Consider the following 22,656-nt stretch of genomic DNA (forward strand, 5'->3'; position numbering starts at 1 on the left):
TTCTTTGACAGAATTGGCTCATGCTTCGAGTTGTGCCTCGTATGGCACTTCGTATTCCGGGACGTGTAGGGCATGCAAGTATAGTTGGAAGCTCGACTTGGATACTTCATATAAAACATACTCCACGTCACCTTGGTTGATCTCCGCAAGCAGTTCGGAACGAATCTCGTTCGCGCAAAACGCGTACGGAAGCTTCTCTGCTGCAGCAATCGATCGTTCATTCGATTTACGGATTTTTAAGAACACACTTTCAATATCAAGATCGAAGAACAGTTCTGAGAAGAACGCCTCTTTCGCCACTTGATTATAACCTTTGCCGTGATACGGCTTGCCAAGCCACGTGCCAAGGAATCCATATCCGGATTCGACATCGAACAAGCTAATCGTCCCAATCGGGGTGCCATACTCGTTCGTGATGGTACGTGAGATGATATTTCCTTGCTCTTCTAGCTCGATGACTTGCTTCGTGCTAAATAAAAACTCGTCAAAATGGACCGTCTTTTGACGGACATACGGAAAGACATCTGGGTGTTGCATCAGTTCGAACAACTCCGCGCAGTCGGTGAGCTCACGAAATTTGAGCACCTTTACATTCCTCCTCCTATTTCAGACCGCTGAAGAATAGTCGTAACGAAAGCATACTTCTGGCTTCGCTGTTCGAACCGCCTTGGCTGCTTTATGAAGTTACAAGATAATTTTATATAGTATTTTTAAAAAAGCAAGTAAATTATGCGTAAAAACCCTTATGAAAAATAATGAAAATTACTCGACCTCATGATGGGTTTCAGCACGGTCCGTTTTGTACACGACTTCACCGTTCACAATCGTCATAATCGGCTTCGATAAGTAGTCGAGCGGGAAGTGACTCCAAAGCACCAAATCGGCATCTTTTCCTACTTCAAGAGAGCCGATTCGGTCAGCGACACCTAGTGATTCAGCTGGATTGATGGTGATCCCTCGCAACGCGATATCGACAGGAAGTCCTTCACGTGCCGCAAGTCCGGCGCACAAGTTCAAATATTGGACCGGCGTGTACGGATGGTCGGTCGTGATGGAGACGATCATGCCGTGCTCATGGAGAATGCGATACGTCTCCCATGTCTTGTTCTGGAGCTCGATTTTAGATTTTCGAGTAAACGTCGGTCCGACGGTGACATGTTTCACACCGAGTTCTTGTAGTTTTTCAACGACAAGATGACCTTCTGTACAATGTTCGATACGATAGTCGAGATTGAACTCTTGAGCAAAGCGAACGACAGATAAAATGTCATCGGCGCGGTGGGCATGCACACGAATCGGCATCTCTCGGTCGAGGGCAAGTTGAATCATCTGACTGCCGAACGTTCCGATCGTTTTGGTCGACCCGACGGTACGGAACGCTTCACGAAGCAACCCCATAATCCCCATCCGCGTCAAATCACCGGTTTTCCCCATACTATGAATCCGTTTCGGGTTTTCGCCGAGTGCCATCTTCAATCCGGCATAACGACGGACGATCATGTCGTCAATATAGCGACCGTGTGTTTTGATGACACTGGTCACACCACCGATGACGTTCATACTTCCTGGCATGACCTGAACGGCGGTTACGCCTGCCATCAGCGCTTCTTGAAATCCTTCGTCAAGCGGGTATACCCCGTCAATCGCACGTGCATGAGGCGTCATCGCTTCGACCGTCTCATTGGCGTCGTTTCCGACAGAGCCGGTTCCTTCATCATATAATCCGAGGTGGGTGTGAGCATCGATGAAGCCCGGGAATAAAAAGTTTCCTTCGGCTTCAATGACATGCTCCCCGTCAGTCGGTTCAAGTAAATCGGACATTTCGACGATTTTCCCGTCCCGAACACGGAGGTCTCCGTAAAAATGGGGGGCAGTGATGGGGTAAATATGGGCATTTCGAATTAGTAAGTGACTCACAATTCATTCTCCTTAAACATCTTGTAGTAGTTGTGTTAGAGCCGGTTCCAATGTTTCATAGCGGAAGTCGAAACCATGTTGAAGTGCCTTCGTCGGAACGACTTTCGCACCTTCTAGGACGATGACGCTCTTTTCACCGAGGGCGAGTTGCATCATTGGGGCAGGTGCCGGAATCCAGTGAGGACGATGCATCACGTTCGCAATCGTCTTCCCGAACTCATTCATCGTCACCGGTGTAGGTGCAGTGCCGTTGACGGGTCCTTCAATGTAATCAGTCTCGATGACGTGCACGAACAAGCGGACGAGGTCGTCTAAATGAATCCAAGGAACCCATTGCTCTCCTGATCCAATTTTACCACCGACCCCGAACTGATAGGGGAGTTTCATTAATGGGAAAGCACCGCCATCATTCGATAAGACGACTCCGGTGCGCATCGTCACAAGGCGAACACCTAAATCACGAATGGGTTCTGCTTCTTGTTCCCAGAGGACGCAGACATTCCCGAGGAAATTAGTCCGTGTCGGCAATGGTGTTTCTTCGGAATACGTGATGGAACGATCTTCACCGTATATACCGATGGCAGAGCCGCTGATGACGACCTGTGGCTTTTGTTTCAACTGTTGAATAATCCGGACGACTTCCTTCGTACCTTCGATTCGACTTTGAAGGATGGCTTGTTTCTGTTTGTGTGTCCATCGCCCGTCGTTGATTGAGGCGCCGGCCAAATGAATGAACGCATCTGTTCCTTCGAGTTCCTCTTCTGGTTTACTATTCGGTGTCAACCATTCGATAAACGATACCCCGCGATGGCGGGGACGTGGATGACGCGTCAACACGACGACTTGATGTCCGGCGTCGGCGAGTGCACGAACGAGTGGTTGACCGATGAGCCCAGTTCCACCAGTGATTGCGATTTTCATGAAATTCCCTCCGATATCATGTGTTGTTTCTAAAATGGGTATAAGTCAGTATATCCAGATGAATACCCTTTCTTCTAACTTATCAAAAATCCTCTACGTTTCTTGAACGTGATATGTTAGAAACATGGAATGGAGGGGAGTCGTTGTGAAAATTGCAAAGTTCACGACCCAAAAGAAGAACCAAGATCGACTGAACGTCTTCATCGAACGGGAGGGGAAAGAGGAGTTTGCGTTCGCCATCGATGTTGACGTATTCATCAAGTACGGGCTCACAAAAGGGATGGAGCTCGAAGACGATTTTGTGCAAGACGTCCTTGAGGCGGAAGAAGCTCAGAAAGCCTATAAGTTGGCCATCAATTATTTATCGTATCGAATGCGCGCCATTTCAGAGGTAAGGGACTATCTCGTGAAGAAAGAGTTAAGTGAATCTGCTATCAAACATGCCATCACGCGACTAATCGAGCAGCGTTATTTGAATGATGAGGAGTTCGCAAAAGCGTATGTCCAAACGAAATTCAACACAAGTCCAAGTGGACCAATCAAAATCAAACGCGAGCTCGAACAGCTCCGAATCCCAACGGACGTTGTTGAATCCGAATTAGAATCAATCTCACACGAAGATCTCGTCGAGAAGGCTGGAAAGTTCGTGAAAAGGAAACAACTGGAAACAAATCGTCGTTCTGCCACAGAAGTGCAACAAAGAATTCAACAAACCCTGATGCAAAGGGGGTTTACCTTTGATATTATTTCAGAGGCGATTCAAACTTTTTGGGAAGAAGAGGACGAAGATGTCGAGGTTGCGGCATGTCTGAAACAGGCTGAGAAGTTGAGTCGGAAGTTCAGCGGATACGACGCGTTCGAACGCAAACAGCGCATGAAGATGCAGCTTCGGCGCAAAGGATTTCCGTATGATGTGATTGAACGTACGTTAGATCGAATCGCTGAAGAAGAATCGTGATGGGACATCTGTTTACGGTAGGGGAAAACACGAAAAGGTGGGTCTACATTGACGATTTTAGAATGGATTACAGCACTGACACCGATTGTGGCCGTGCTCATCTTATTGGTCATTATGCGTTTACCTGCATCGGTAGCCATGCCCTTGTCACTTGTGACGACGGCGATTTTAGCGTTTTTCGTCTGGCAATTGGATGCGACACGAATTATGGCGGCGACATTACAAGGACTCGTCATCGCCGTCACGACAGTATGGATTGTCTACGGGGCAATCGGAATGATGAATACGATGAAAGAAGGGGGCGGGATGAACGCAATTCGTTCCGGATTCGTCAACATCACACCCGACCCTCGAATTCAAGTTTTGATTGTCGGATGGTTATTCGTTTCATTTATTGAAGGCGCATCTGGATTCGGGACGCCTGCAACGGTTGCAGCACCGCTCTTGATCGCACTCGGGTTTCCACCGATTGCCGCCGTTGTCATCGCACTATCTGCAGACGTGTCGGCTGTGACATTTGGTGCGGTCGGGACACCTGCACTCATCGGGATCGGGAACGGTCTATCTTTAGATGTGAACCAACCTGAATCGATTGCCTTCTTGACAGAGGTCGTCTTGCAGACGGTGTTGATCGATATGGTGGTCGGCCTATTCATCCCGTTCATTTTGATTTTGATGTTGACGCGGTTCTTCAGTAAAGAGAAGTCGATAAAACCCGCACTTGAGGTATTTCCGATTGCGATTGTGGCGGCGTTGTTATACAGCGTACCTGCGTACATTTGGACACTCATCCTCGGATTTGAGTTCGGTGGCATGCTCGGTGGTTTAACTGGTCTGGTCATCCTCGTGGCCATGGCTCGTAAAGGCATTCTCATGCCGAAACGCGTCTGGACGTTTGATGGATATGTGGATGAATTAGAACCATCTGCTGAAAAAGTGACGCTCAAATCAACCACGCGAGAATTGCCTCAGTGGAAGGCGTGGGCACCTTATCTTATTTTGACGATTTTCTTAGTGCTCACCCGTACCGTACCATTTTTAAACGAACTCTCTCGCAGTGTCCGAATCAATCTCCCGGACATTCTTGGGGTAGAAGGAGTTTCGACGTCTTGGGAACCGTTCTATTCACCAGGTTTTATGTTTATCCTGACGATTATTGCGACATTCTTCTTACACAACATGAGTTGGTCACAAGTGACATCGGTGTTTAAGGCGACGACACTTGGAGTCGTCGGAACGGCCATCACGTTAGCGGCGTCGGTTCCAATGGTTCGTATATTCATCCACTCTGAAAATGGCGGTGCCGGACTCGCTTCGATGCCGGTCGAGCTTGCGACGGCAGCTGCTGATACGTTCGGTGGGGTGTGGCCACTTGTCGCACCGTGGATTGGGGCCCTTGGTGCCTTCGTTTCAGGTTCGGCGACGTTTTCCAATATGATGTTCTCGAGTTTGACGACAAACGTTGCGGAGTCGGTTGGACTTGATAACACGCTCGCTTTATCGATGCAGATGGCGGGAGCGAACGCAGGAAACATGATCTGTGTGTTGAACGTCGTAGCGGTCGCATCGGTTGCTGGATTACTCGGCAAGGAAGGGACCATCATCCGTTACACGCTCATGCCGATGATTTATTACGTGACGGCGACGGGGGTCATTGGTCTCATTTTAGGCATGTTTTTCTTAAACTAAATCAAGTTACAGTTTTTTTACAGAATAATGTTGACAATTTTCAGAACAGTCTGCTAAGGTTTGAGTAGATTTTAAAACTATGAAACGAGAGGAGCCAGAATGATGAACAACATTGCACTCACAAACACACTCAAAACATCATATGGCTACTCGTATTTAACTGCGTGACATTGGCAGCTGGATAGGGGTAGTGTCCTTTCCCTGACCATGCAAAAGACTGAAGACTACTTCAAGCGCGCTTCATTTGATTGGTTGCACAATCAGGTGGAGTGCGCTTTTTTGCGTGCTTGGATGGGTGAGGCGGAAGGGGGAAATCAGTCATGAAACTGATTAAGCAATTGGATTGGTTTATTAAAAGACAGAAACGAACGTATGTGATTGCGATCATTTTACTGATCATCACAGGGGTTGTAGATATGCTGCCGCCTTGGATTATTGGTCAGGCGATCGATGCGATTCGTGAAGGAAGTTTGACGACAGAGCGATTGATTCTGATTGTATCGTCGCTACTCGGCATTATGGTGTTATCGTACGTGATGTCGTACTTGTGGATTGCCCGACTCTTCGGGACAGCCTTTTTACTTGAAAAGAAATTGAGAGGTCGCTTCTTTGGTCACCTCCTCAAACAAACACCGCGCTTCTATCAACAACATCGCACAGGTGACTTGATGGCACTTGCGACGAATGACTTAAAAGCGGTGGAGCGGACAGCGGGATTTGGGGTCATGACATTAGTCGACTCGTTCAACATGACGCTCATCGCCTTGACGATTATGGGCGTGTTCATCGATTGGAAGTTGACGCTCGCAGCACTTTTGCCGATGCCGATTCTCGCCTGGTCGATGAATAAACTTGGGAGTCAGATTCATACACGTTTCACGGCAGCCCAAGATTCGTTCGGCGTGATGAACGACCAAGTCGTTGAATCCATCTCTGGTCTTCGGGTCGTCCGCTCCTTCGTCCAAGAAGAGGCGGATACGAAAAAATTTGATGACATCACGGATGACGTGATGGCGAAAAACATGCATGTCGCTAAAATCGACGTCTTGTTTGAGCCGGTTATCAAATTACTCGTTGGACTCAGCTATTTGATCGGACTCTCGTTCGGGACGTATCTCGTCTTTACGAACGACATCACGCTCGGTCAACTCGTTTCCTTCAACATTTATTTAGGGATGTTGATTTGGCCGATGTATGCCTTCGGGGAACTCATCAACGTCGTCCAACGAGGAACGGCGAGCTTGGAACGGATTGAGACAACGATGAATGAGGTACCGGACGTTTCGTCAACCGGAACGGTTCACATCGATGTACCAGAGAAAATCACCTTCAAATCGCTCTCATTCCGTTATCCAAACTCGAATCGGGAGTCGTTAGAAGACATCGTCCTGCACGTCTCGCGTGGTGAGACGATTGGGATTGTCGGACCGACTGGAGCTGGGAAGACGACGTTGTTACGTCAATTGCTCCGGGAGTATCCGATCGACGATTCCCTTCTCGTGAACGGGGTGCCGATTTCGGACATTAAACTTGAAACGGTCCGTGGCTGGAGTGGGTATGTGTCACAAGAGCACCTCCTATTCTCGAAAACGGTGCGTGATAACATTCGTTTCGGAGTCGATGATGTCTCGGATGAAGCACTCGACAGAGCCATTCACCTCGCGGCGTTCGATACAGACATCGAACACTTGGAGAACGGTCTCGATACCGTCGTTGGGGAGCAAGGGGTCATGCTGTCAGGTGGACAAAAACAACGATTATCAATTGCACGTGCTTTACTGAAAAATCCTGAGATTCTGCTTCTTGACGATTCGCTCTCAGCGGTCGATGCGAAAACGGAATCACGCATAATCGATTCGGTCCGCACGAGCCGTGAGGCGAAGACGACCTTTATCGTGGCGCACCGTCTTTCTGCGGTGGCACATGCCGACCAAATTCTCGTCCTTCAAGACGGACGAGTCACCGAGCGCGGCACCCACGACCAACTGATGGAACGACACGGTTGGTACTATGAACAATTTATTCGACAAGGAGAGACGGAGTAATCCGGGAAAGGGGGAATCTCTCATGATCGATCAATATGAATTAGATCCGGTCCGCCGGAAGAAAACGATCCGCTCACTCGTTGGTTATGCCAAGCAAGTGAAGCGCTCCATCTTCCTCGGACTGACATTACTCTTTTTAGCGGTCGGTGCAGAACTTGCCGGGCCGTATATCGCCAAAATCATTATCGATGAGCATATCGTCGCCATCGAACGTGACTGGGTTCAAGTCGAATCCGGCGGTAGTGTTTCCTTTAATGGAGATTCTTATGAGAAAGAAACGAGACTAGATGGCCAAGAGGTGATTCAGCCGGTCTCGATCGTACAAACGACCGATGGTTACTATCTCGTACCTGATGCGGTTATAAGCGGAGGCGTCCGTGAAGTCGAAGGCGACGTGCTGACGATTTCAAGAGGAGACGAGACGGCGACATATGACAATATTGTCTCGCTCTCGTCGACCGACGTGTTCCAGTTCTATCAAACGGATTTACGAGCTGTCCTTCTCTTATCGGGATTGTACGTCGTCCTGTTACTATTTGCGGCCGGATTGAACTGGGGACAACAGATGCTCCTACAACGGTCGGCGCATAAAATTGTCAAAACGATGCGTCTTGATGTGATGAAGCATCTCCAAACGATTCCGGTACGCTATTTTGACCAGACACCAATCGGGAAGATTGTCAGTCGTGTCACGAATGATACAGAGACGATTCGCGACCTGTATTTAGGAGTGCTTGCTCGCGTCTTCCAAAGTGTCGTCATGATGATTGGGGTACTCATTGCCATGTTCTTCCTAGACGTGCGTCTAGGGCTCGTCTCGCTCATTATCATCCCGGTCGTCATCGTCTGGATCAAGTTGTTCCAACGTTTCTCGACAAAAAATAACTTCCGTGTCCGTGCACTCGTCGCGGATATGAACGCGCAGTTGAACGAGAGCATTCAAACGATGCCAATCATTCAATCATACGTCCGCGAAAATCTCGTTTATGACGAGTTCAATGAGAAGAACAGCGACAACTTCCAAACGAGACGGAAACTGTTGAAATTGGATGCGTTGATGAGCCACAACCTCGTCAACTTCTTCCGAAACATGGCGCTCGCCTTGCTCATCTGGTTTGTCGGGGCACAAACGCTTGGTACGGGAAGTGTCTTAACACTCGGGATTCTGTACGCGTATATCGACTATGTTTCGCGGATCTTTGAGCCGGTGACACAGATCATGAATCAATTGTCACCACTCCAACAAGCGCTTGTCTCGGCCGACCGGATGTTCCAACTGCTCGACGAGAAAGGGGAACCGGTCTCATCAGAACGTCTTCCACGCTTTAAAGGGGATGTCGTCTTTGATGACGTGACCTTCAGTTATGAAGCAGGGAAACCGGTGTTGCAACAGATTGAACTACACGCCGCTCCTGGTGAGACGGTCGCACTCGTTGGGCATACCGGAAGCGGGAAGAGTTCAATCATGAACTTGCTCATGCGTTTCTATGACCCCTCGGCCGGAGTCCTTCGAATCGATGGCATGGACGTGACTAAACTACCGACGCAGGCGGTACGAGACCATCTCGGGATCGTCTTACAAGACCCGTTCCTGTTCACGGGCACGATTCGCACGAACGTCACTCTTGGCGATGAGACGATTACGGACGAACAGGTATGGAAAGCACTCACAGCCGTCGGGGCAGACCGCTTCGTGAAGCAGCTACCGCAAGGCATCGATGAGCCGGTGATCGAGCGTGGAGCTTCACTCTCGAGTGGAGAACGACAGCTGGTCAGTTTCGCACGCGCCCTCGTCTTTGACCCGGCCATCCTCGTCCTCGATGAAGCGACAGCGAGCGTCGACTCGGAGACGGAGGCATTGATTCAGGATGCGCTCAAGACGCTCACGTACGGTCGGACGACGTTTGTCATCGCGCACCGACTCTCGACGATTCGAGAAGCGGACCAGATTCTCGTTCTCGACCACGGACGAATCATTGAGCGAGGCAATCACCAGTCACTCATCGAGTATGGTGGTGTCTACGCCCGAATGCATGAATTACAGAGTAAACAACAAGCCATCAGTTAAGGAGGTCACATGGAAATCAAGGGGAAATATAACCGCGCCAAAGTGTTTAACGAACGAATCGATGATATGACGCGGAATCAAATTGAAACATTGCTCGACCAACCGTTCACACAAGGGGCATCGATTCGAATCATGCCGGACATGCATGCGGGGAAAGGATCGGTCGTTGGAACGACGATGACGATTCAAGATAAAGTCGTGCCAAACCTGGTCGGTGTCGATTTAGGGTGTGGGATGCTTTGTACGGAGATCAAAGCCAAGCGGATCGATTTTCAACGACTCGATGACCTCATTCGTGAACTCGTACCGAGCGGGATGAACATTCGGGAGAAGGTTCATCCATACGCATCTGAACTTCCATTAGAAGAGGTGCGAGCGCCGTATAAACTCGACCGAGCCTTGCGCTCGGTCGGGTCGCTCGGCTCGGGGAACCACTTTATTGAAGTGAACCGAGATGACTCGGGACGTACGTTTCTTGTCATTCATTCCGGTTCGCGCCATCTTGGGGTACAGATTGCCGATCACTATCAGGAGCGAGCGATTCAACACATGATGGAAACACATGATGTAAAAGAAGAAATTGAGCGTTTGAAAGCCTTAGGTCGACAACAAGAAATCTCGGCTTATCTGGAAACAGAGCGTGCGTCACGGAAACCATTTCGAGACCTGGCTTATGTGGAGGGAGCGGATATGGACGATTACATGCATGACGTGCGCATCGCTCAACAATACGCGGCGGCGAACCGTCGTGCGATGACGGATGTGATCGTCGAAGCGATGAATTGGAACATCGTCGATCAATTCGACACCGTCCATAACTATATCGATCATGATGCGATGATCCTGCGAAAAGGGGCCATCTCCGCTCAAGAAGGAGAGCGAGTCATCATTCCGATGAACATGCGAGACGGTTCGCTCATCTGTACGGGAAAAGGGAATCCAGACTGGAACTTCTCGGGTCCACACGGCGCAGGTCGGATCATGTCTCGGTCGGCCGCGCGGAAACGCGTCGATTTCAAAGAATTCAAACGTTCGATGGAAGGTGTCTGGTCGACATCAGTTCGCCCATCGACAATCGATGAATCACCATTTGTGTATAAGTCGATGAAAGAAATTGTTCGTTATATCGAACCGGCCGTTCAAATCGATCAAATCATCAAGCCACTTTACAACTTCAAGGCGAACTGAGTCACGTACTCAGTCTCGTCTTTTTCTTTTTTCGTAAAATCTGATACGCTTACATCGAGGTGAACGATATGGAAAAGCGGTTAAGTGACTTATCGAAATATGAGTTAGAGCAAGAGATTCAAGCATTACATGAACGGAAACGAAAAGCTGAACAGATGGGCATGGTCAGCGAAATCGAAGTCGTCCTTCGACGGATTGCGATTGCCGAAAGCTATTTGATTGACCCATCATCGTTTCGTCCAGGTGAAACATATGTCGTCAATTACAATGACCGTCCGTTTCGCTTGAAATTCGTCAACGGTGTCATGGGCTGGGGGACGTTTGAAGGCGAGATGACAGAACGGGCCATCCCGCTCTCAGAATTGTCGGAGGTGAAGCGATGAACCGGAACGAACAATACGAACGGCTCGCGGTCATTTTAAAAGAGAAGAATGACGTCTTGAACGATTCAGAAGCGGTGACGTGGGTCGAAGTGTTATGGGAAGATTTTGAGACCTCACTTGCCAAGGCGGGCGAACCGTATCCGGGAGAGGCAAAGGCGTTCCAATACGTCATTCAACAGATTGATGCATACGGGGCGCAGCTCCATTTGTTCCAAACGAAAAACGAAAAGTTCAAGCATTTGATGTCTAAACGGAATTTACACTGAGTCACGTCCTTGGGGCGTGATTTTTTTATTGCAATTCCTCAACAATTCGTTATAATGAAGGTCGCTAATAGTTTGTTTTAAAGTATAGTATAGATAAACTTTCTTTAGTTGAACTCATGTTTCACTAAACAAGAAGGAGGCGTTCAGTCGTTGGAAGTAGGTCAAAACATTAAGCGGCTCCGGATCAAAAAAGGATTGACCCAAGAGGAGTTGGCGGAACGTACCGATTTGAGTAAAGGCTATATTTCTCAAATTGAGCGGGATTTAAGCTCTCCCTCACTAGAAACGTTATTCGATTTATTGAATGTCCTCGGGAGTTCCCCGAAAGAGTTTTTCGATGAAGAGTTGAATCAAAAAGTGGTGTACACCGTTGACGATCGCACCATCTATACGGATGAAGAACGCAAATATCGGACAGAATGGCTCATCCCGGAATCGAATGAAAAAGAGATGGAGCCGATTCTGGTCACATTTTTCAAACATGGAGAGTTCAAACAATATGAGCCTTCACGTTCGGAGACGCTCGTATACGTCTTGTCCGGCAAAATTGCCTTGAAATTAGGGAACCACACATATTTTGCCAAGACAGGGGAAACCCTTTATTATGTCGCCTCAGATTCGCATCAACTCGTCAACGATAACGATGGAGAGAGTGAATGTCTCATCGTCGCGACCCATTCATATTTATAAGTCAACAGAGGAGGAAACAGCATGAATGCAGAGACAATTATTCGCTTTGACCACGTGTCAAAGCGTTACGACGACACAGTCGTCCTTGAAGATATTAGTTTTGAGATTGAGCGTGGGAAGTTTTATACGCTTCTCGGTCCATCGGGATGTGGGAAGACGACGATTTTGCGTCTCATCGCCGGATTTACCGATGCGACCGAAGGAGGTATTCACTTCAGCGGGAAACGAATCAACGATGTGCCGGCTAATAAACGACAAGTGAATACCGTGTTCCAAGATTATGCGCTGTTTCCTCATTTAAACGTATTTGAGAATGTGGCATTCGGTCTCCGGATTAAAAAATTGAAAGAAGCAGATGTGAAAGCGAAAGTGGAGCAGGCTCTCAAGTTTGTTAACTTAGAAGGATACGGCTCGCGCGAAATCGATGAGATGTCAGGTGGACAGCGCCAACGTGTCGCCATCGCCCGCGCAATCGTAAATGAGCCGGAGGTCATTCTCCTTGATGAACCGCTCTCTGCCTTAGACTTGAAACTTCGTACGGAGATGCAATATGAACTTCGTGAGTTACAGCAACGTCTTGGCATTACCTTTATTTTCGTCACACACGACCAAGAAGAGGCGCTCGCCATGTCGGATGAGATTTTCGTCATGAACAACGGGAAAATTGTTCAGAGTGGGACACCGACTGATATTTATGATGAACCGATCAACCGTTTCGTTGCAGACTTTATCGGTGAATCCAATATCGTGCCGGGTGTCATGCCGGAAGACAATGTCGTCACGTTTGCTGGTAAAACGTTTGACTGTGTCGACCAAGGATTTGACCGCAATGAAAAAGTTGAGGTCATCATTCGTCCGGAAGACTTAGAGATGACATCGGTCGATGCAGCGAAACTTGTTGTCGACGTTGATTCTCAATTGTTCCGAGGTGTCCACTACGAGATTTGCTGTTATGACCAAGAAGGAAACGAATGGCTCGTCCACTCGACGAAGAAATCAATCGTCGGATCAAAAATCGGATTGACGTTTGACGAAGAAGCGATTCACGTCATGCGACTAGGTGAAACAGAAGAAGAATTTGACCGTCGTCTCGAATCCTACGAGGAGGTCCCTCATGAATCAAACTAATCAGACCGCAAAGACGGTATATTTGACGACCTATTGGATTTGGATCGCCTTGTTCGTCATCGCACCACTCGTCCTCGTCGTCTATTATTCCTTTTTTGATATCGATGGGAATTTGAGTTTAGAAAACTATCAGACGTTCTTCACGTCGACGTATTTGTCGATGACGCTCTCGTCGTTCTGGTATGCGTTTCTCATTACGTTCTTCTCGTTACTCGTCGGGTATCCGACGGCATACTTGTTGACGAAGACGAAGCATAAACAGCTTTGGCTCTTACTCATCTTGCTGCCGTCATGGATTAACTTGTTGTTAAAGGCGTATGCGTTCCTTGGAATTTTTGGGACGTACGGGATTACGAATCAATTTTTAGAAGCCATCGGTATTGGGACGAAACAGATTCTATTCACCGATTTCAGTTTCGTCTTTGTTTCGGTATATATCTTCATCCCGTTCATGATTTTACCGATTTACAACGCCATTGAGAAGTTACCGCCATCACTCGTCTACGCATCCCGTGATTTAGGTGCATCGAACTGGACGACATTCCGACGTGTCATCTTCCCGTTGACGCTTGACGGCGTCAAGTCAGGGATTCAAATCGTCTTTATTCCGGCATTATCGCTCTTCATGATCACCCGACTCATCGCCGGGAACCGGGTCATCACACTCGGTACAGCGATTGAACAACAATTCCTTGTCACGCAAAACTGGGGGATGGGCTCGACGATTGCCGTCTTCCTCATCTTGGCGATGGTTCTTGTCATGGTCGTCACACGTGACTGGGGTGCGAAAGGAGCGGTTCGTCGATGAAACGTAAACAATTCAAATTATCAAATCTATACTTGGCGGCCGTGTTCTTCATCTTGTATGCGCCAATTCTATATTTGGTCTTCTACTCATTCAACAGTGGCGGAACGATGAGTAACTTCGAAGGGTTCACCCTCGAATGGTACAAGTCGCTCTTCACGGACACGAGACTTCTCGTCATCGTCTTGAATACGATTGTCATCGCATTGCTCTCGGCGACGATTTCGACCGTGCTCGGTGTCATCGGGGCACTCGCCATCTATACGGCGAAACAAAAGTATACGAAGACATCCCTCTTATCATTGAACAACGTTTTGATCGTGAGCCCGGACGTCATCATCGGGGCGTCCTTCTTGATTCTCTTTACGATGCTTGGGATTCAGTTAGGCTTTTATTCGGTCCTCTTGTCGCACATCGCTTTCTCGGTTCCGATTGTCGTCATCTTGGTGTTGCCAAAACTCCAAGAGATGAGTCCGACGTTGATTGATGCGTCACGTGACCTTGGTGCCAGTACGTGGGATGTATTGACGAAAGTCATTCTGCCATATATCACGCCAGGGGTATTTGCCGGTTTCTTCACGGCACTCACCTATTCGTTAGATGATTTTGCTGTTACATTCTTCGTGACAGGGAACGGCTTCACGACGCTCGCCGTAGAAGTTTATTCGCGGGCACGTCAAGGTATCTCGCTTGAAATCAATGCGTTGTCTGCGATTCTATTCGTCTTCACGCTCATCCTTGTCATCGGATATTATGTGTTGGCGCAACGAGGATCAAAGGAGGTTAGACGATGAAAAAACTAGTCATCATGTTGGCTGTACCATTGATTGTCAGCTTCGGTCTCCTTCTTTGGATTCAGCAACTGAATGCTGCGCAAGGTTTCGGTGGCGACAACACGCTTGTCGTCTACAACTGGGGAGATTATATCGATGAGGACTTGATCGGTGAGTTCGAAGAGCAGAGCGGGTTGAAGGTCGTTTATCAAACGTTCGACTCGAACGAAGCGATGCTCACGAAAATTGAGCAAGGCGGGACGGCCTTTGATGTCGCCGTTCCATCCGATTATGCGATCAGTAAGATGAGAGAGGAGAATCTTCTTCTCCCAATCGATTACGATAAACTCGAAAACTTTGATAATATCGATCCGCGCTTCCTCGATAAATCATTCGACCCGGGTAACAAGTACTCGGTTCCTTATTTCTGGGGCACGGTCGGGATCGTCTACAATCCTGAACTAGTCGATGGTGAGATCACTTCATGGAACGACCTGTGGGAAATGCCGCTCGAGAACGACATTCTCCTTGCGGACGGGACACGTGAAGTGATGGGCTTCGGCCTGAACTCGCTTGGTTACTCCCTCAATACGACGAATAAAGATGAGTTGATTGAGGCGGAGCAAAAGTTGGAAACGCTTTGGCCGAACATCAAAGCCATCGTCGGAGACGAAATCAAAATGCTGATGGCGAACCGTGAGGCAGCGGCAGCCGTCGTCTGGTCCGGAGATGCGTCGGAAATCATGTATGAGAACGAAGAACTGACGTATGTCATTCCGGAAGAAGGCACGAATCTCTGGTTTGATAACCTCGTCATCCCAAGTACGGCACAAAACGTGGACGGGGCACATCAGTTCATCGACTTTATGTTAGATGCTGAGATTGCGGCACGTAACACGGATTATGTCGGATACTCGACACCGAACGAAGCGGCTCTCGAATTCTTGGATGAAGAAGTCACATCGGATGAACGGTTCTACCCGTCTCGTGAAGTGACGCAGGACCTTGAAGTGTATGAAAACCTAGGGAAGCGCATGAACGCTTACTATAACGAATTGTATTTACGCTTTAAAATGCAGAGTAAATGACGAAACATCCCCGCGCTCATCATGAGTACGGGGATGTTTGTTTACTGCTTGATCGTCGACTTGATGTCTTCGATATGTTTCAAGGTGACAGTCGTGTCGACTTGTGTGAAGGAGCGTAAGATTTCGTACAGACGGACTTGCTCATCAAGATCGAATACAAAATCCTGATAGGTGATCAGCTCTTTGATCCATTTTTGGCGATTGAGCACAGGGACCTCGGTAGATTCAATTTTTTTGAGCGTCGAACGATTGCTGAACACGATCCATGAGTGGAGATGGATTCGGTCCACTCCAAGCACTTGCTCGATGGCTTTGAGATGCAATTCATTTTGCTTGATTGGATTGAAGAAGCGTTGTTTTTTACGGCGGGGGAGTGTCTGCGTCCAGTATTGGTCACGTGCCCGACCGAATATCCAACCGCTATAGTTTTTAGACTCGATGACATGTACCCCGGATTGGTTGATTAAAATGACATCGATTTCAGTGGTTCGATCTTTTTTAGAAGGATGGGGGAGATACAGGTTTGTCAGAATTAACGGTTGGAAGAACTTTGACTCAATCTCCGCCACACATAGATACTCTCCGAATAGACCGGTGTCTTGGACCACTTTGAAGTAAGAATGTCGAGTTTGTTGAGAATATTGACTGTTTTGATAACGTTTGACCTTGTAGAGGATGATAAGTGTGAGGACGAGAAATATGGGTGCGAATATGCTAATCAAGGTGACGAAAATACCTTCGAACAATTCTGTTAGTAGTGAAGCCATCAAATCCCTCCCTTTGTATCCACTATACAAGAAGCGAGATGATTCATATGTATATTTTTTACAATCGAGGATAATCGTTTTTTACATCATAAAGGACCCATCGAAATGGGTCCTTTTGCTTAGGTTTCATGCTTCAGCGTCTCACGCTCTTCTTCTGTAAAGACTCGAGAACGTCCTAAAAATCGTTTCCCTTCGACACCTTCAAGGGAAAACATACCACCTCGACCATCGACCACATCGATGATCAGTTGTGTATGTTTCCAATAATCATATTGTTTCTCATGGATATAAAATGGCGTCTCGCCGATTTCACCGAGAAGAACATCGTGGTCGCCCACCATGAACTCGTCACGTGGGAAACACATGGGAGAGCTCCCGTCACAACATCCTCCTGACTGATGAAAGAGGAGGGGACCGTGTTTTGATTTGAGACGTTCGATGAGTTCGAGCGCGGCGGGGGTGGCCTCGACTCGTCTCACCATCTTAGAAGAACCCGAGCTTTTGTTCGCTGTAGCTGACGAGCATGTTTTTCGTACGTTGATAGTGACCGAGCATCATCTTATGGTTCTCACGACCGATTCCGGACATTTTGTAACCACCGAATGCAGCATGTGCCGGATAGGAGTGGTAACAGTTGATCCAGACACGTCCTGCTTGAATTTCACGACCGAAGCGGTATGCACGGTTCATGTCTCGTGTCCACACGCCTGCCCCGAGCCCGTAAAGGGTATCGTTCGCGATGGCGAGTGCTTCCGCATCATCTTTGAATGTCGTCACGGATAAGACCGGTCCGAAAATCTCTTCTTGGAAGATTCGCATCTTGTTATGACCTTTGAAGATGGTCGGTTGAATGTAATACCCATCCGCGAGCTCTCCGTCCATCATGTTGCGCTCTCCACCGATTAGACACTCTGCGCCCTCTTCTTTCCCGATTTGGAGATAAGACAGGATTTTTTCCATCTGTTCGTTCGACGCTTGTGCACCCATCATGACATCGGCATCGAGTGGGTTACCGAGCTTGATTGCTTTGACGCGTTCTAGCACGCGTTCCATGAACTTGTCATAAATCGACTCTTGAATCAAGGCGCGAGATGGGCATGTACAGACTTCCCCTTGATTCAAGGCAAACATGACGAGACCTTCGATTGCTTTGTCGAAGAAATCGTCATCCGCTTCCATGATGTCGGCAAAGAAGATATTTGGTGACTTCCCACCGAGCTCAAGCGTGACAGGGATGATGTTTTGAGAAGCGTACTGCATAATGAGGCGACCTGTTGTCGTCTCACCGGTGAAGGCGACTTTATCGACACGGTCACTCGATGCGAGTGGTTTTCCTGCTTCGAGACCGAAACCGTTCACGATATTGATGACACCAGGTGGTAATAAATCTTCGATGAGTTCCATGAGAACCATGATTGAAGAAGGTGTTTGTTCTGCCGGCTTTAAGACGACACAGTTTCCGGCAGCGAGTGCCGGTGCGAGTTTCCAGACCGCCATCAAAATCGGAAAGTTCCATGGAATGATTTGAGCGACGACGCCGAGTGGCTCATGGAAATGATAAGCGACTGTATCGTGGTCGAGTTCACTGATGCCGCCTTCTTGTGAGCGGATGACCCCTGCGAAGTAACGGAAGTGGTCGATGGCGAGCGGAAGGTCAGCGTTGAGCGTTTCCCGAACTGCCTTCCCATTTTCCCATGTTTCCGCATAGGCGAGCATTTCAAGGTTCTCTTCCATGCGGTCTGCAATTTTATTCAAGATGACAGAACGTTCCGTGACAGACGTTTTGCCCCAATCCTCTTTGGCTGCATGAGCGGCATCCAAAGCAAGTTCAATATCCTCTTTCGTTGAGCGGGCGACTTCACATAATACTTTCCCATTTACAGGAGATGTGTTTTCAAAGTATTCTCCACCAGCCGGTGCGGTCCACTTTCCGTTAATGTAGTTCTCATAACGGTCTTTAAACTGTACTTTCGTTCCTGCTGAGTTCGGTACTTCATAAATCATGATCGTTCCTCCCTTTTCATACGAGATAGAGGAGTTATGTATGCGCTTACATTTTTCAGTAAGCGAACGACTCCCTTTTTTCATCGTAACGGTATGATGTGATAAAAGTCAAAATTTTTCGACAATAATTTGTCAATCTTTTGTAAAAACGTTTTGAACTCAAGATTTGTGGAAATGACTAGATTGTACACATTAATTTATCCATAAGGAGTGAGTCACGATGGCTAAGACATATCAAATTGACCCGGCGCATAGTTCGATCACGTTCACGGTCAAGCACATGATGATTTCCAAGGTGAAGGGCGAATTCGAAGAATTTGATATTAAGGCGAACGGTGAGCCGAGCGATCTAGCGAATGCGAGTGTGAAAGTGACGATTCAGGCAGCATCGATTGACACCAATAACACAGATCGGGATAACCACCTTCGTTCAGGCGATTTCTTCAATGCCGAGGAACATCCGCATCTCGTCTTTCATTCAACTTCTTTCCGTTCAAAAGGGGGCGGAGAATTCGAAGTGACAGGGGATTTAACGATTCGAGGAACGACTCGGGAAGAGACGTTCGAAGTGGAGTATGAAGGGAGCGCCAAAGACCCATGGGGCAACACGAAACACGCCTTCTCCGGAGAAGGGTCGCTCAACCGTGAGGACTATGGATTAACGTGGAACCAAGCGCTTGAGGCGGGCGGTGTTCTCGTCGATAAGAAAGTCAAATTCGAGTTCGAGCTCCAATTCACTGAATCGGAGGCATAAGAAAAGTCGCTCAGGTGAGCGACTTTTTATTGTTCGTATACCAATTTTTTCTGCAGACTGTCTTCGCTAAACACCCAACCTGTAAAGGATGACAACACGTCATTCGTCTGCTCGTCGACGATGACGACCGCAACGAACGGATACATGTTTTTAGAGAAATAACGCAAGTTTGTAAAGCGGTATTCGATCATCCCGTTATGACGTGTCACGGTGTACGTGTGAATTTTAGAAAACTCGAGGAACGCCTGTAAGTCTGCATTTTTCCGAGCCTCTACGAAATGGAGATCTTCTTCTCCTGGCATCGGTTTGTCGCGGAAGCGACCACATTCGATGACTTTGCCTTTTTTTACTTTTACGGCTCCGAGACCATCACGGAAACGGACAGCGACATGCCAGTCATCCCAACCGATTCCTGGAGAGATGAACAATTCATGTGCCCCTGCAAAGTGTCTCGCCACGGTAGCGAGCGCGCGGTTACGTAATTTAAACTGAATGGCATAGTAACTGATGACAAGCGCAATGAGCAGTGCAAAAATAGGGACAGTCGCACCCGTTATCATCCATAATGCATATGCACCGTAATAAGCGGAGAACAAGTACGGATCAAACGTCCCGATTACGCCCCAGCCGATCCATTTTTTCGAAAAAGGTTGTAGCGCTTGCGTCCCGTAGGCATTAAATAAGTCGACCGTGACATGAAGCAACACGGCGATTTGTGCCATGACCCATAGGGAGGCAGGATTGACACCGAGGACCGTCCCGATGACAGCGCTGACGATGATTGGCCAAGCGAGAAGCGCGGTGATTCCATGTGAACGACCACGATGCTGGCGTAAATACGTACTATTTCCTTTTAACTTAAAGACGGTGTCGAAGTCTGGTGCGTGCGAGCCGACGAGAGCCGTGGCTGTCATCGCTAAAAACAGTTGTGCATCACCTGACACTTCTGGGCTGAGCGTCGCGATGGCACTTAAACCAAGTCCCATACCAATGTGTGTCGCAGTATCCAATGTGCGTCAGCACCTCCATCAATAATGAAAGAATTACGTCATCTATTCTTATTTATCATACAATATTTTTAAAACGAGGGGAAACACAATGCTTAATCTTGATAAATTGTTCACAAATTATAATATTCACCATTTCAACGAGGAACTCGTCACGTGGTTTAATCGCGAAAAGCGTGATTTACCTTGGCGTCATGCGAAAAATCCTTACCGTGTGTGGGTAAGTGAAGTGATGTTGCAACAGACACGAGTCGATACGGTCATCCCATATTACAACCGGTTCATGGATCGCTTTCCGACGCTCGAAGATCTCGCAGCTGCTGACACGGATGAGGTCGTAAAGTATTGGGAAGGGCTAGGGTACTATTCTCGCGTCCGGAACTTACACGAAGCGGTCAAAGAAGTCGCTTCTGTTTACGAGGGGATTGTCCCGGAGGAGAAGGAACGTTTCGAGAAACTGAAAGGGGTCGGACCATATACGACGGGAGCCGTACTATCGATTGCCTACAATCAACCGGAACCGGCTGTGGATGGAAACGTCATGCGCGTCATGTCCCGTCAATTCGGGATCTATGACGACATCGCCTTGCCGAAGACGCGCAAAATCTTTGAACAAGTCGTTCGTCGATTGATGGATCCGACTCACGCATCCGATTTTAACGAGGGTGTGATGGAGTTGGGTGCTACGGTCTGCACACCGAAAAATCCGATGTGCTCACTCTGTCCCGTGCAAGACACATGTTATGCATATGCGCATCATGTACAAGATGAGCTGCCGGTCAAAACGAAGAAGGGAGCAGCACGTATCGAAATGTATGACGCACTGTGCATCGAGAAAGATGGAAAAGTTGCCTACGAACAACGAGCGGATAAGGGGTTACTTGCTGGGATGTGGCAATATCCGCTTATGGATCGAGGAACGGGGGAACAACTTAACGGAACGTATCTTGGGCAAGTGAAACATGTCTTCTCTCATATCGTTTGGTATATCGATTTGTATCGCGTCGATACGCTTCCGACGGATGACGTCGTCTGGCTAGACGCTTCAGAGCGTGAGGTGAAGACGGTTTCTGTGGCTCAACAAAAATTAGAACGATTGGCAGGTGGCGAACGTGAGACGATTTGATGTAGAGTCGACATATGATACGACGGTCGATTCGCTTTGGGATTTGTTACAGGATGCCTCGCTTTTGACGAAACTGACGAAGTTTCCTAAAGTACGCTTAGTGGGGGACGGCGCCTCGGTCGAAGGGAATGAAGTGAAGTTGTTCGTTGGGGTCGGTCCGGTGGAACTGCCGTGGAACAGTGCCATCACCGTTGTGGGAAACCAGGCATTCTGCGATCAAGGAAAGAGGTTACCGTTTCCGTTCAAGCGGTTCACACATGTGCACCGGGTCGAGTCGCGTGATGGCAAGGCGGTCATGATCGACGAAGTGACATTTGATAGCTATGTTCCGAACATACTCGTCGAGTATTTCGTGCTTAGTCCGATGTTCCAAGAACGGACGCGGGCCTTCCAAAAAACACTAAATTCATGAAAATAAGAGATTTCCTTTTTCATTGGTTCTGAAAGTCGCTATAATTAAATATGAGAATTGTATAGCATCATAGCGGAAAGGAGGAGCTTATGAGCTTATTTCCCAAAGCAGGTAGCAAAATCGAGATACAGAGCTACAAGCACAACGGAACTTTGCATCGCGTTTGGGAAGAAACGCTCGTCCTTCAGTCGTCAAAAACGGATATGATCGGATTCAATGATCGCATCATGGTCAGCGAGTCAGACGGTCGGCAATGGAGAACGCGAGAGCCGGCAATTTGCTACTTTTCATCTGAGTATTGGTTCAATGTCATCTGTATGATTCGCGAAGACGGGATTTACTACTACTGTAATCTAGGTTCGCCGACTACATTTGATGGGGATGAACGTGCCATCAAATATATCGATTACGATTTGGACATCAAGGTGTTCCCGGATATGTCGTACACGATTTTAGATGAAGATGAATATGAGCGGCATCGTCGCGAGATGAATTATCCGAAAGCGATTGATCGAATCTTGAAGCAGAACGTGCAAGAACTGATCAACTGGATTCGAGGACGGAAAGGGCCGTTCAACCCAACATTCGTCGATGAATGGTATCGCGAATACGAAGCACGTTATCGGAGATGATTCCTCATCTCCGCTTTTTTTCTTAAGTCAGGAGG

At 48.0% G+C, this 22,656-nt stretch carries 23 protein-coding genes; 16 read left to right on the forward strand and 7 right to left on the reverse strand.

Translation table 11 applies throughout. From position 1 onward, the window contains the following. Nucleotides 1-18: 18 nt before the first annotated feature. The 3 genes from OKS35_RS13400 to OKS35_RS13410 all read right to left on the reverse strand — a co-directional run bounded on the left by OKS35_RS13400 (nucleotide 19) and on the right by OKS35_RS13410 (nucleotide 2,838). The gene (locus tag OKS35_RS13400; RefSeq protein ID WP_159563577.1) at nucleotides 19-585 is read right to left on the reverse strand and encodes a GNAT family N-acetyltransferase; all 567 of its coding nucleotides are present in this window, start codon (nucleotides 583-585) and stop codon (nucleotides 19-21) included. 177 nt (nucleotides 586-762) lie between these two features. Further along, nucleotides 763-1,917, reverse strand: coding sequence for an amidohydrolase (locus OKS35_RS13405; protein ID WP_159563578.1), 1,155 nt, complete (start codon nucleotides 1,915-1,917; stop codon nucleotides 763-765). A gap of 12 nt (nucleotides 1,918-1,929) precedes the next feature. Then, nucleotides 1,930-2,838 (reverse strand): TIGR01777 family oxidoreductase, encoded by a 909-nt coding sequence (locus OKS35_RS13410; protein WP_264093233.1) that lies wholly within the window; start codon nucleotides 2,836-2,838, stop codon nucleotides 1,930-1,932. Nucleotides 2,839-2,983: 145 nt separating this feature from the next. Here OKS35_RS13410 and recX point away from each other — a divergent pair, with 145 nt between their 5' ends. The 12 genes from recX (at nucleotide 2,984) to OKS35_RS13470 (ending at nucleotide 15,919) form a co-directional block, all read left to right on the forward strand. Next, nucleotides 2,984-3,796, forward strand: coding sequence for a recombination regulator RecX (recX, locus tag OKS35_RS13415; protein ID WP_084543113.1), 813 nt, complete (start codon nucleotides 2,984-2,986; stop codon nucleotides 3,794-3,796). A gap of 48 nt (nucleotides 3,797-3,844) precedes the next feature. Next, nucleotides 3,845-5,485 carry an L-lactate permease gene (locus OKS35_RS13420; RefSeq protein WP_074037708.1) on the forward strand — a complete coding sequence of 547 codons (1,641 nt, stop codon included), beginning with the start codon at nucleotides 3,845-3,847 and terminating at the stop codon, nucleotides 5,483-5,485. A gap of 320 nt (nucleotides 5,486-5,805) precedes the next feature. After that, nucleotides 5,806-7,530: an ABC transporter ATP-binding protein gene (locus OKS35_RS13425; protein WP_159563581.1), complete on the forward strand. Its 1,725-nt coding sequence runs from the start codon at nucleotides 5,806-5,808 to the stop codon at nucleotides 7,528-7,530. A 22-nt stretch (nucleotides 7,531-7,552) separates the two neighbouring features. Then, nucleotides 7,553-9,598: an ABC transporter ATP-binding protein gene (locus OKS35_RS13430; protein ID WP_264093234.1), complete on the forward strand. Its 2,046-nt coding sequence runs from the start codon at nucleotides 7,553-7,555 to the stop codon at nucleotides 9,596-9,598. A gap of 9 nt (nucleotides 9,599-9,607) precedes the next feature. Next, the gene (locus OKS35_RS13435) at nucleotides 9,608-10,786 is read left to right on the forward strand and encodes an RtcB family protein (RefSeq protein WP_074037706.1); all 1,179 of its coding nucleotides are present in this window, start codon (nucleotides 9,608-9,610) and stop codon (nucleotides 10,784-10,786) included. A gap of 68 nt (nucleotides 10,787-10,854) precedes the next feature. After that, nucleotides 10,855-11,169 (forward strand): YfhH family protein, encoded by a 315-nt coding sequence (locus OKS35_RS13440; protein ID WP_015880882.1) that lies wholly within the window; start codon nucleotides 10,855-10,857, stop codon nucleotides 11,167-11,169. Next, nucleotides 11,166-11,435 (forward strand): YfhJ family protein, encoded by a 270-nt coding sequence (locus tag OKS35_RS13445; RefSeq protein WP_015880883.1) that lies wholly within the window; start codon nucleotides 11,166-11,168, stop codon nucleotides 11,433-11,435. Before OKS35_RS13440 ends, OKS35_RS13445 begins: the two co-directional genes overlap by 4 nt. Nucleotides 11,436-11,585: 150 nt before the next feature. Further along, nucleotides 11,586-12,125, forward strand: a complete 540-nt coding sequence (locus OKS35_RS13450) for a helix-turn-helix domain-containing protein (RefSeq protein WP_015880884.1) — start codon at nucleotides 11,586-11,588, stop codon at nucleotides 12,123-12,125. Nucleotides 12,126-12,146: 21 nt separating this feature from the next. Further along, on the forward strand, nucleotides 12,147-13,253 hold the full coding sequence (locus OKS35_RS13455; RefSeq protein ID WP_074037705.1) for an ABC transporter ATP-binding protein: 1,107 nt from the start codon (nucleotides 12,147-12,149) through the stop codon (nucleotides 13,251-13,253). Continuing rightward, entirely contained in the window at nucleotides 13,240-14,061 is an 822-nt protein-coding gene (locus tag OKS35_RS13460; protein WP_015880886.1) for an ABC transporter permease, read from the forward strand. The genes OKS35_RS13455 and OKS35_RS13460 overlap by 14 nt, the downstream gene beginning before the upstream one ends. Beyond that, nucleotides 14,058-14,852 (forward strand): ABC transporter permease, encoded by a 795-nt coding sequence (locus OKS35_RS13465; protein ID WP_214784818.1) that lies wholly within the window; start codon nucleotides 14,058-14,060, stop codon nucleotides 14,850-14,852. Before OKS35_RS13460 ends, OKS35_RS13465 begins: the two co-directional genes overlap by 4 nt. Continuing rightward, nucleotides 14,849-15,919: an ABC transporter substrate-binding protein gene (locus tag OKS35_RS13470; RefSeq protein ID WP_031421121.1), complete on the forward strand. Its 1,071-nt coding sequence runs from the start codon at nucleotides 14,849-14,851 to the stop codon at nucleotides 15,917-15,919. Before OKS35_RS13465 ends, OKS35_RS13470 begins: the two co-directional genes overlap by 4 nt. Nucleotides 15,920-15,960: 41 nt before the next feature. On the opposite strand, the gene OKS35_RS13475 is transcribed toward OKS35_RS13470, so the two are convergent. The 3 genes from OKS35_RS13475 to adh form a co-directional block, all read right to left on the reverse strand. Continuing rightward, on the reverse strand, nucleotides 15,961-16,686 hold the full coding sequence (locus tag OKS35_RS13475) for a nuclease-related domain-containing protein (protein ID WP_215244359.1): 726 nt from the start codon (nucleotides 16,684-16,686) through the stop codon (nucleotides 15,961-15,963). 119 nt (nucleotides 16,687-16,805) lie between these two features. Further along, nucleotides 16,806-17,168, reverse strand: coding sequence for a DUF779 domain-containing protein (locus OKS35_RS13480; protein ID WP_214818375.1), 363 nt, complete (start codon nucleotides 17,166-17,168; stop codon nucleotides 16,806-16,808). Nucleotide 17,169: 1 nt separating this feature from the next. Beyond that, the gene (gene adh, locus OKS35_RS13485; RefSeq protein ID WP_074037701.1) at nucleotides 17,170-18,690 is read right to left on the reverse strand and encodes an aldehyde dehydrogenase; all 1,521 of its coding nucleotides are present in this window, start codon (nucleotides 18,688-18,690) and stop codon (nucleotides 17,170-17,172) included. Between the two features lie 220 nt (nucleotides 18,691-18,910). Between adh and OKS35_RS13490 the strand changes: the two genes are divergently transcribed. Beyond that, entirely contained in the window at nucleotides 18,911-19,444 is a 534-nt protein-coding gene (locus OKS35_RS13490; RefSeq protein WP_159563587.1) for a YceI family protein, read from the forward strand. Between the two features lie 26 nt (nucleotides 19,445-19,470). Here the strand turns inward: OKS35_RS13490 and OKS35_RS13495 are convergent, their stop codons facing one another. Next, entirely contained in the window at nucleotides 19,471-20,454 is a 984-nt protein-coding gene (locus OKS35_RS13495) for a metal-dependent hydrolase (RefSeq protein WP_015880893.1), read from the reverse strand. A gap of 88 nt (nucleotides 20,455-20,542) precedes the next feature. Here OKS35_RS13495 and mutY point away from each other — a divergent pair, with 88 nt between their 5' ends. The 3 genes from mutY to OKS35_RS13510 all read left to right on the forward strand — a co-directional run bounded on the left by mutY (nucleotide 20,543) and on the right by OKS35_RS13510 (nucleotide 22,621). Next, entirely contained in the window at nucleotides 20,543-21,577 is a 1,035-nt protein-coding gene (gene mutY, locus OKS35_RS13500) for an A/G-specific adenine glycosylase (protein ID WP_264093236.1), read from the forward strand. Continuing rightward, the gene (locus tag OKS35_RS13505; RefSeq protein WP_264093237.1) at nucleotides 21,564-21,989 is read left to right on the forward strand and encodes a hypothetical protein; all 426 of its coding nucleotides are present in this window, start codon (nucleotides 21,564-21,566) and stop codon (nucleotides 21,987-21,989) included. Before mutY ends, OKS35_RS13505 begins: the two co-directional genes overlap by 14 nt. A gap of 89 nt (nucleotides 21,990-22,078) precedes the next feature. Beyond that, nucleotides 22,079-22,621: a DUF402 domain-containing protein gene (locus tag OKS35_RS13510; protein ID WP_015880896.1), complete on the forward strand. Its 543-nt coding sequence runs from the start codon at nucleotides 22,079-22,081 to the stop codon at nucleotides 22,619-22,621. Nucleotides 22,622-22,656: the final 35 nt, after the last annotated feature.

This window comes from Exiguobacterium sp. N5 (genome assembly GCF_025842465.1).
Lineage (GTDB): Bacteria > Bacillota > Bacilli > Exiguobacteriales > Exiguobacteriaceae > Exiguobacterium > Exiguobacterium profundum.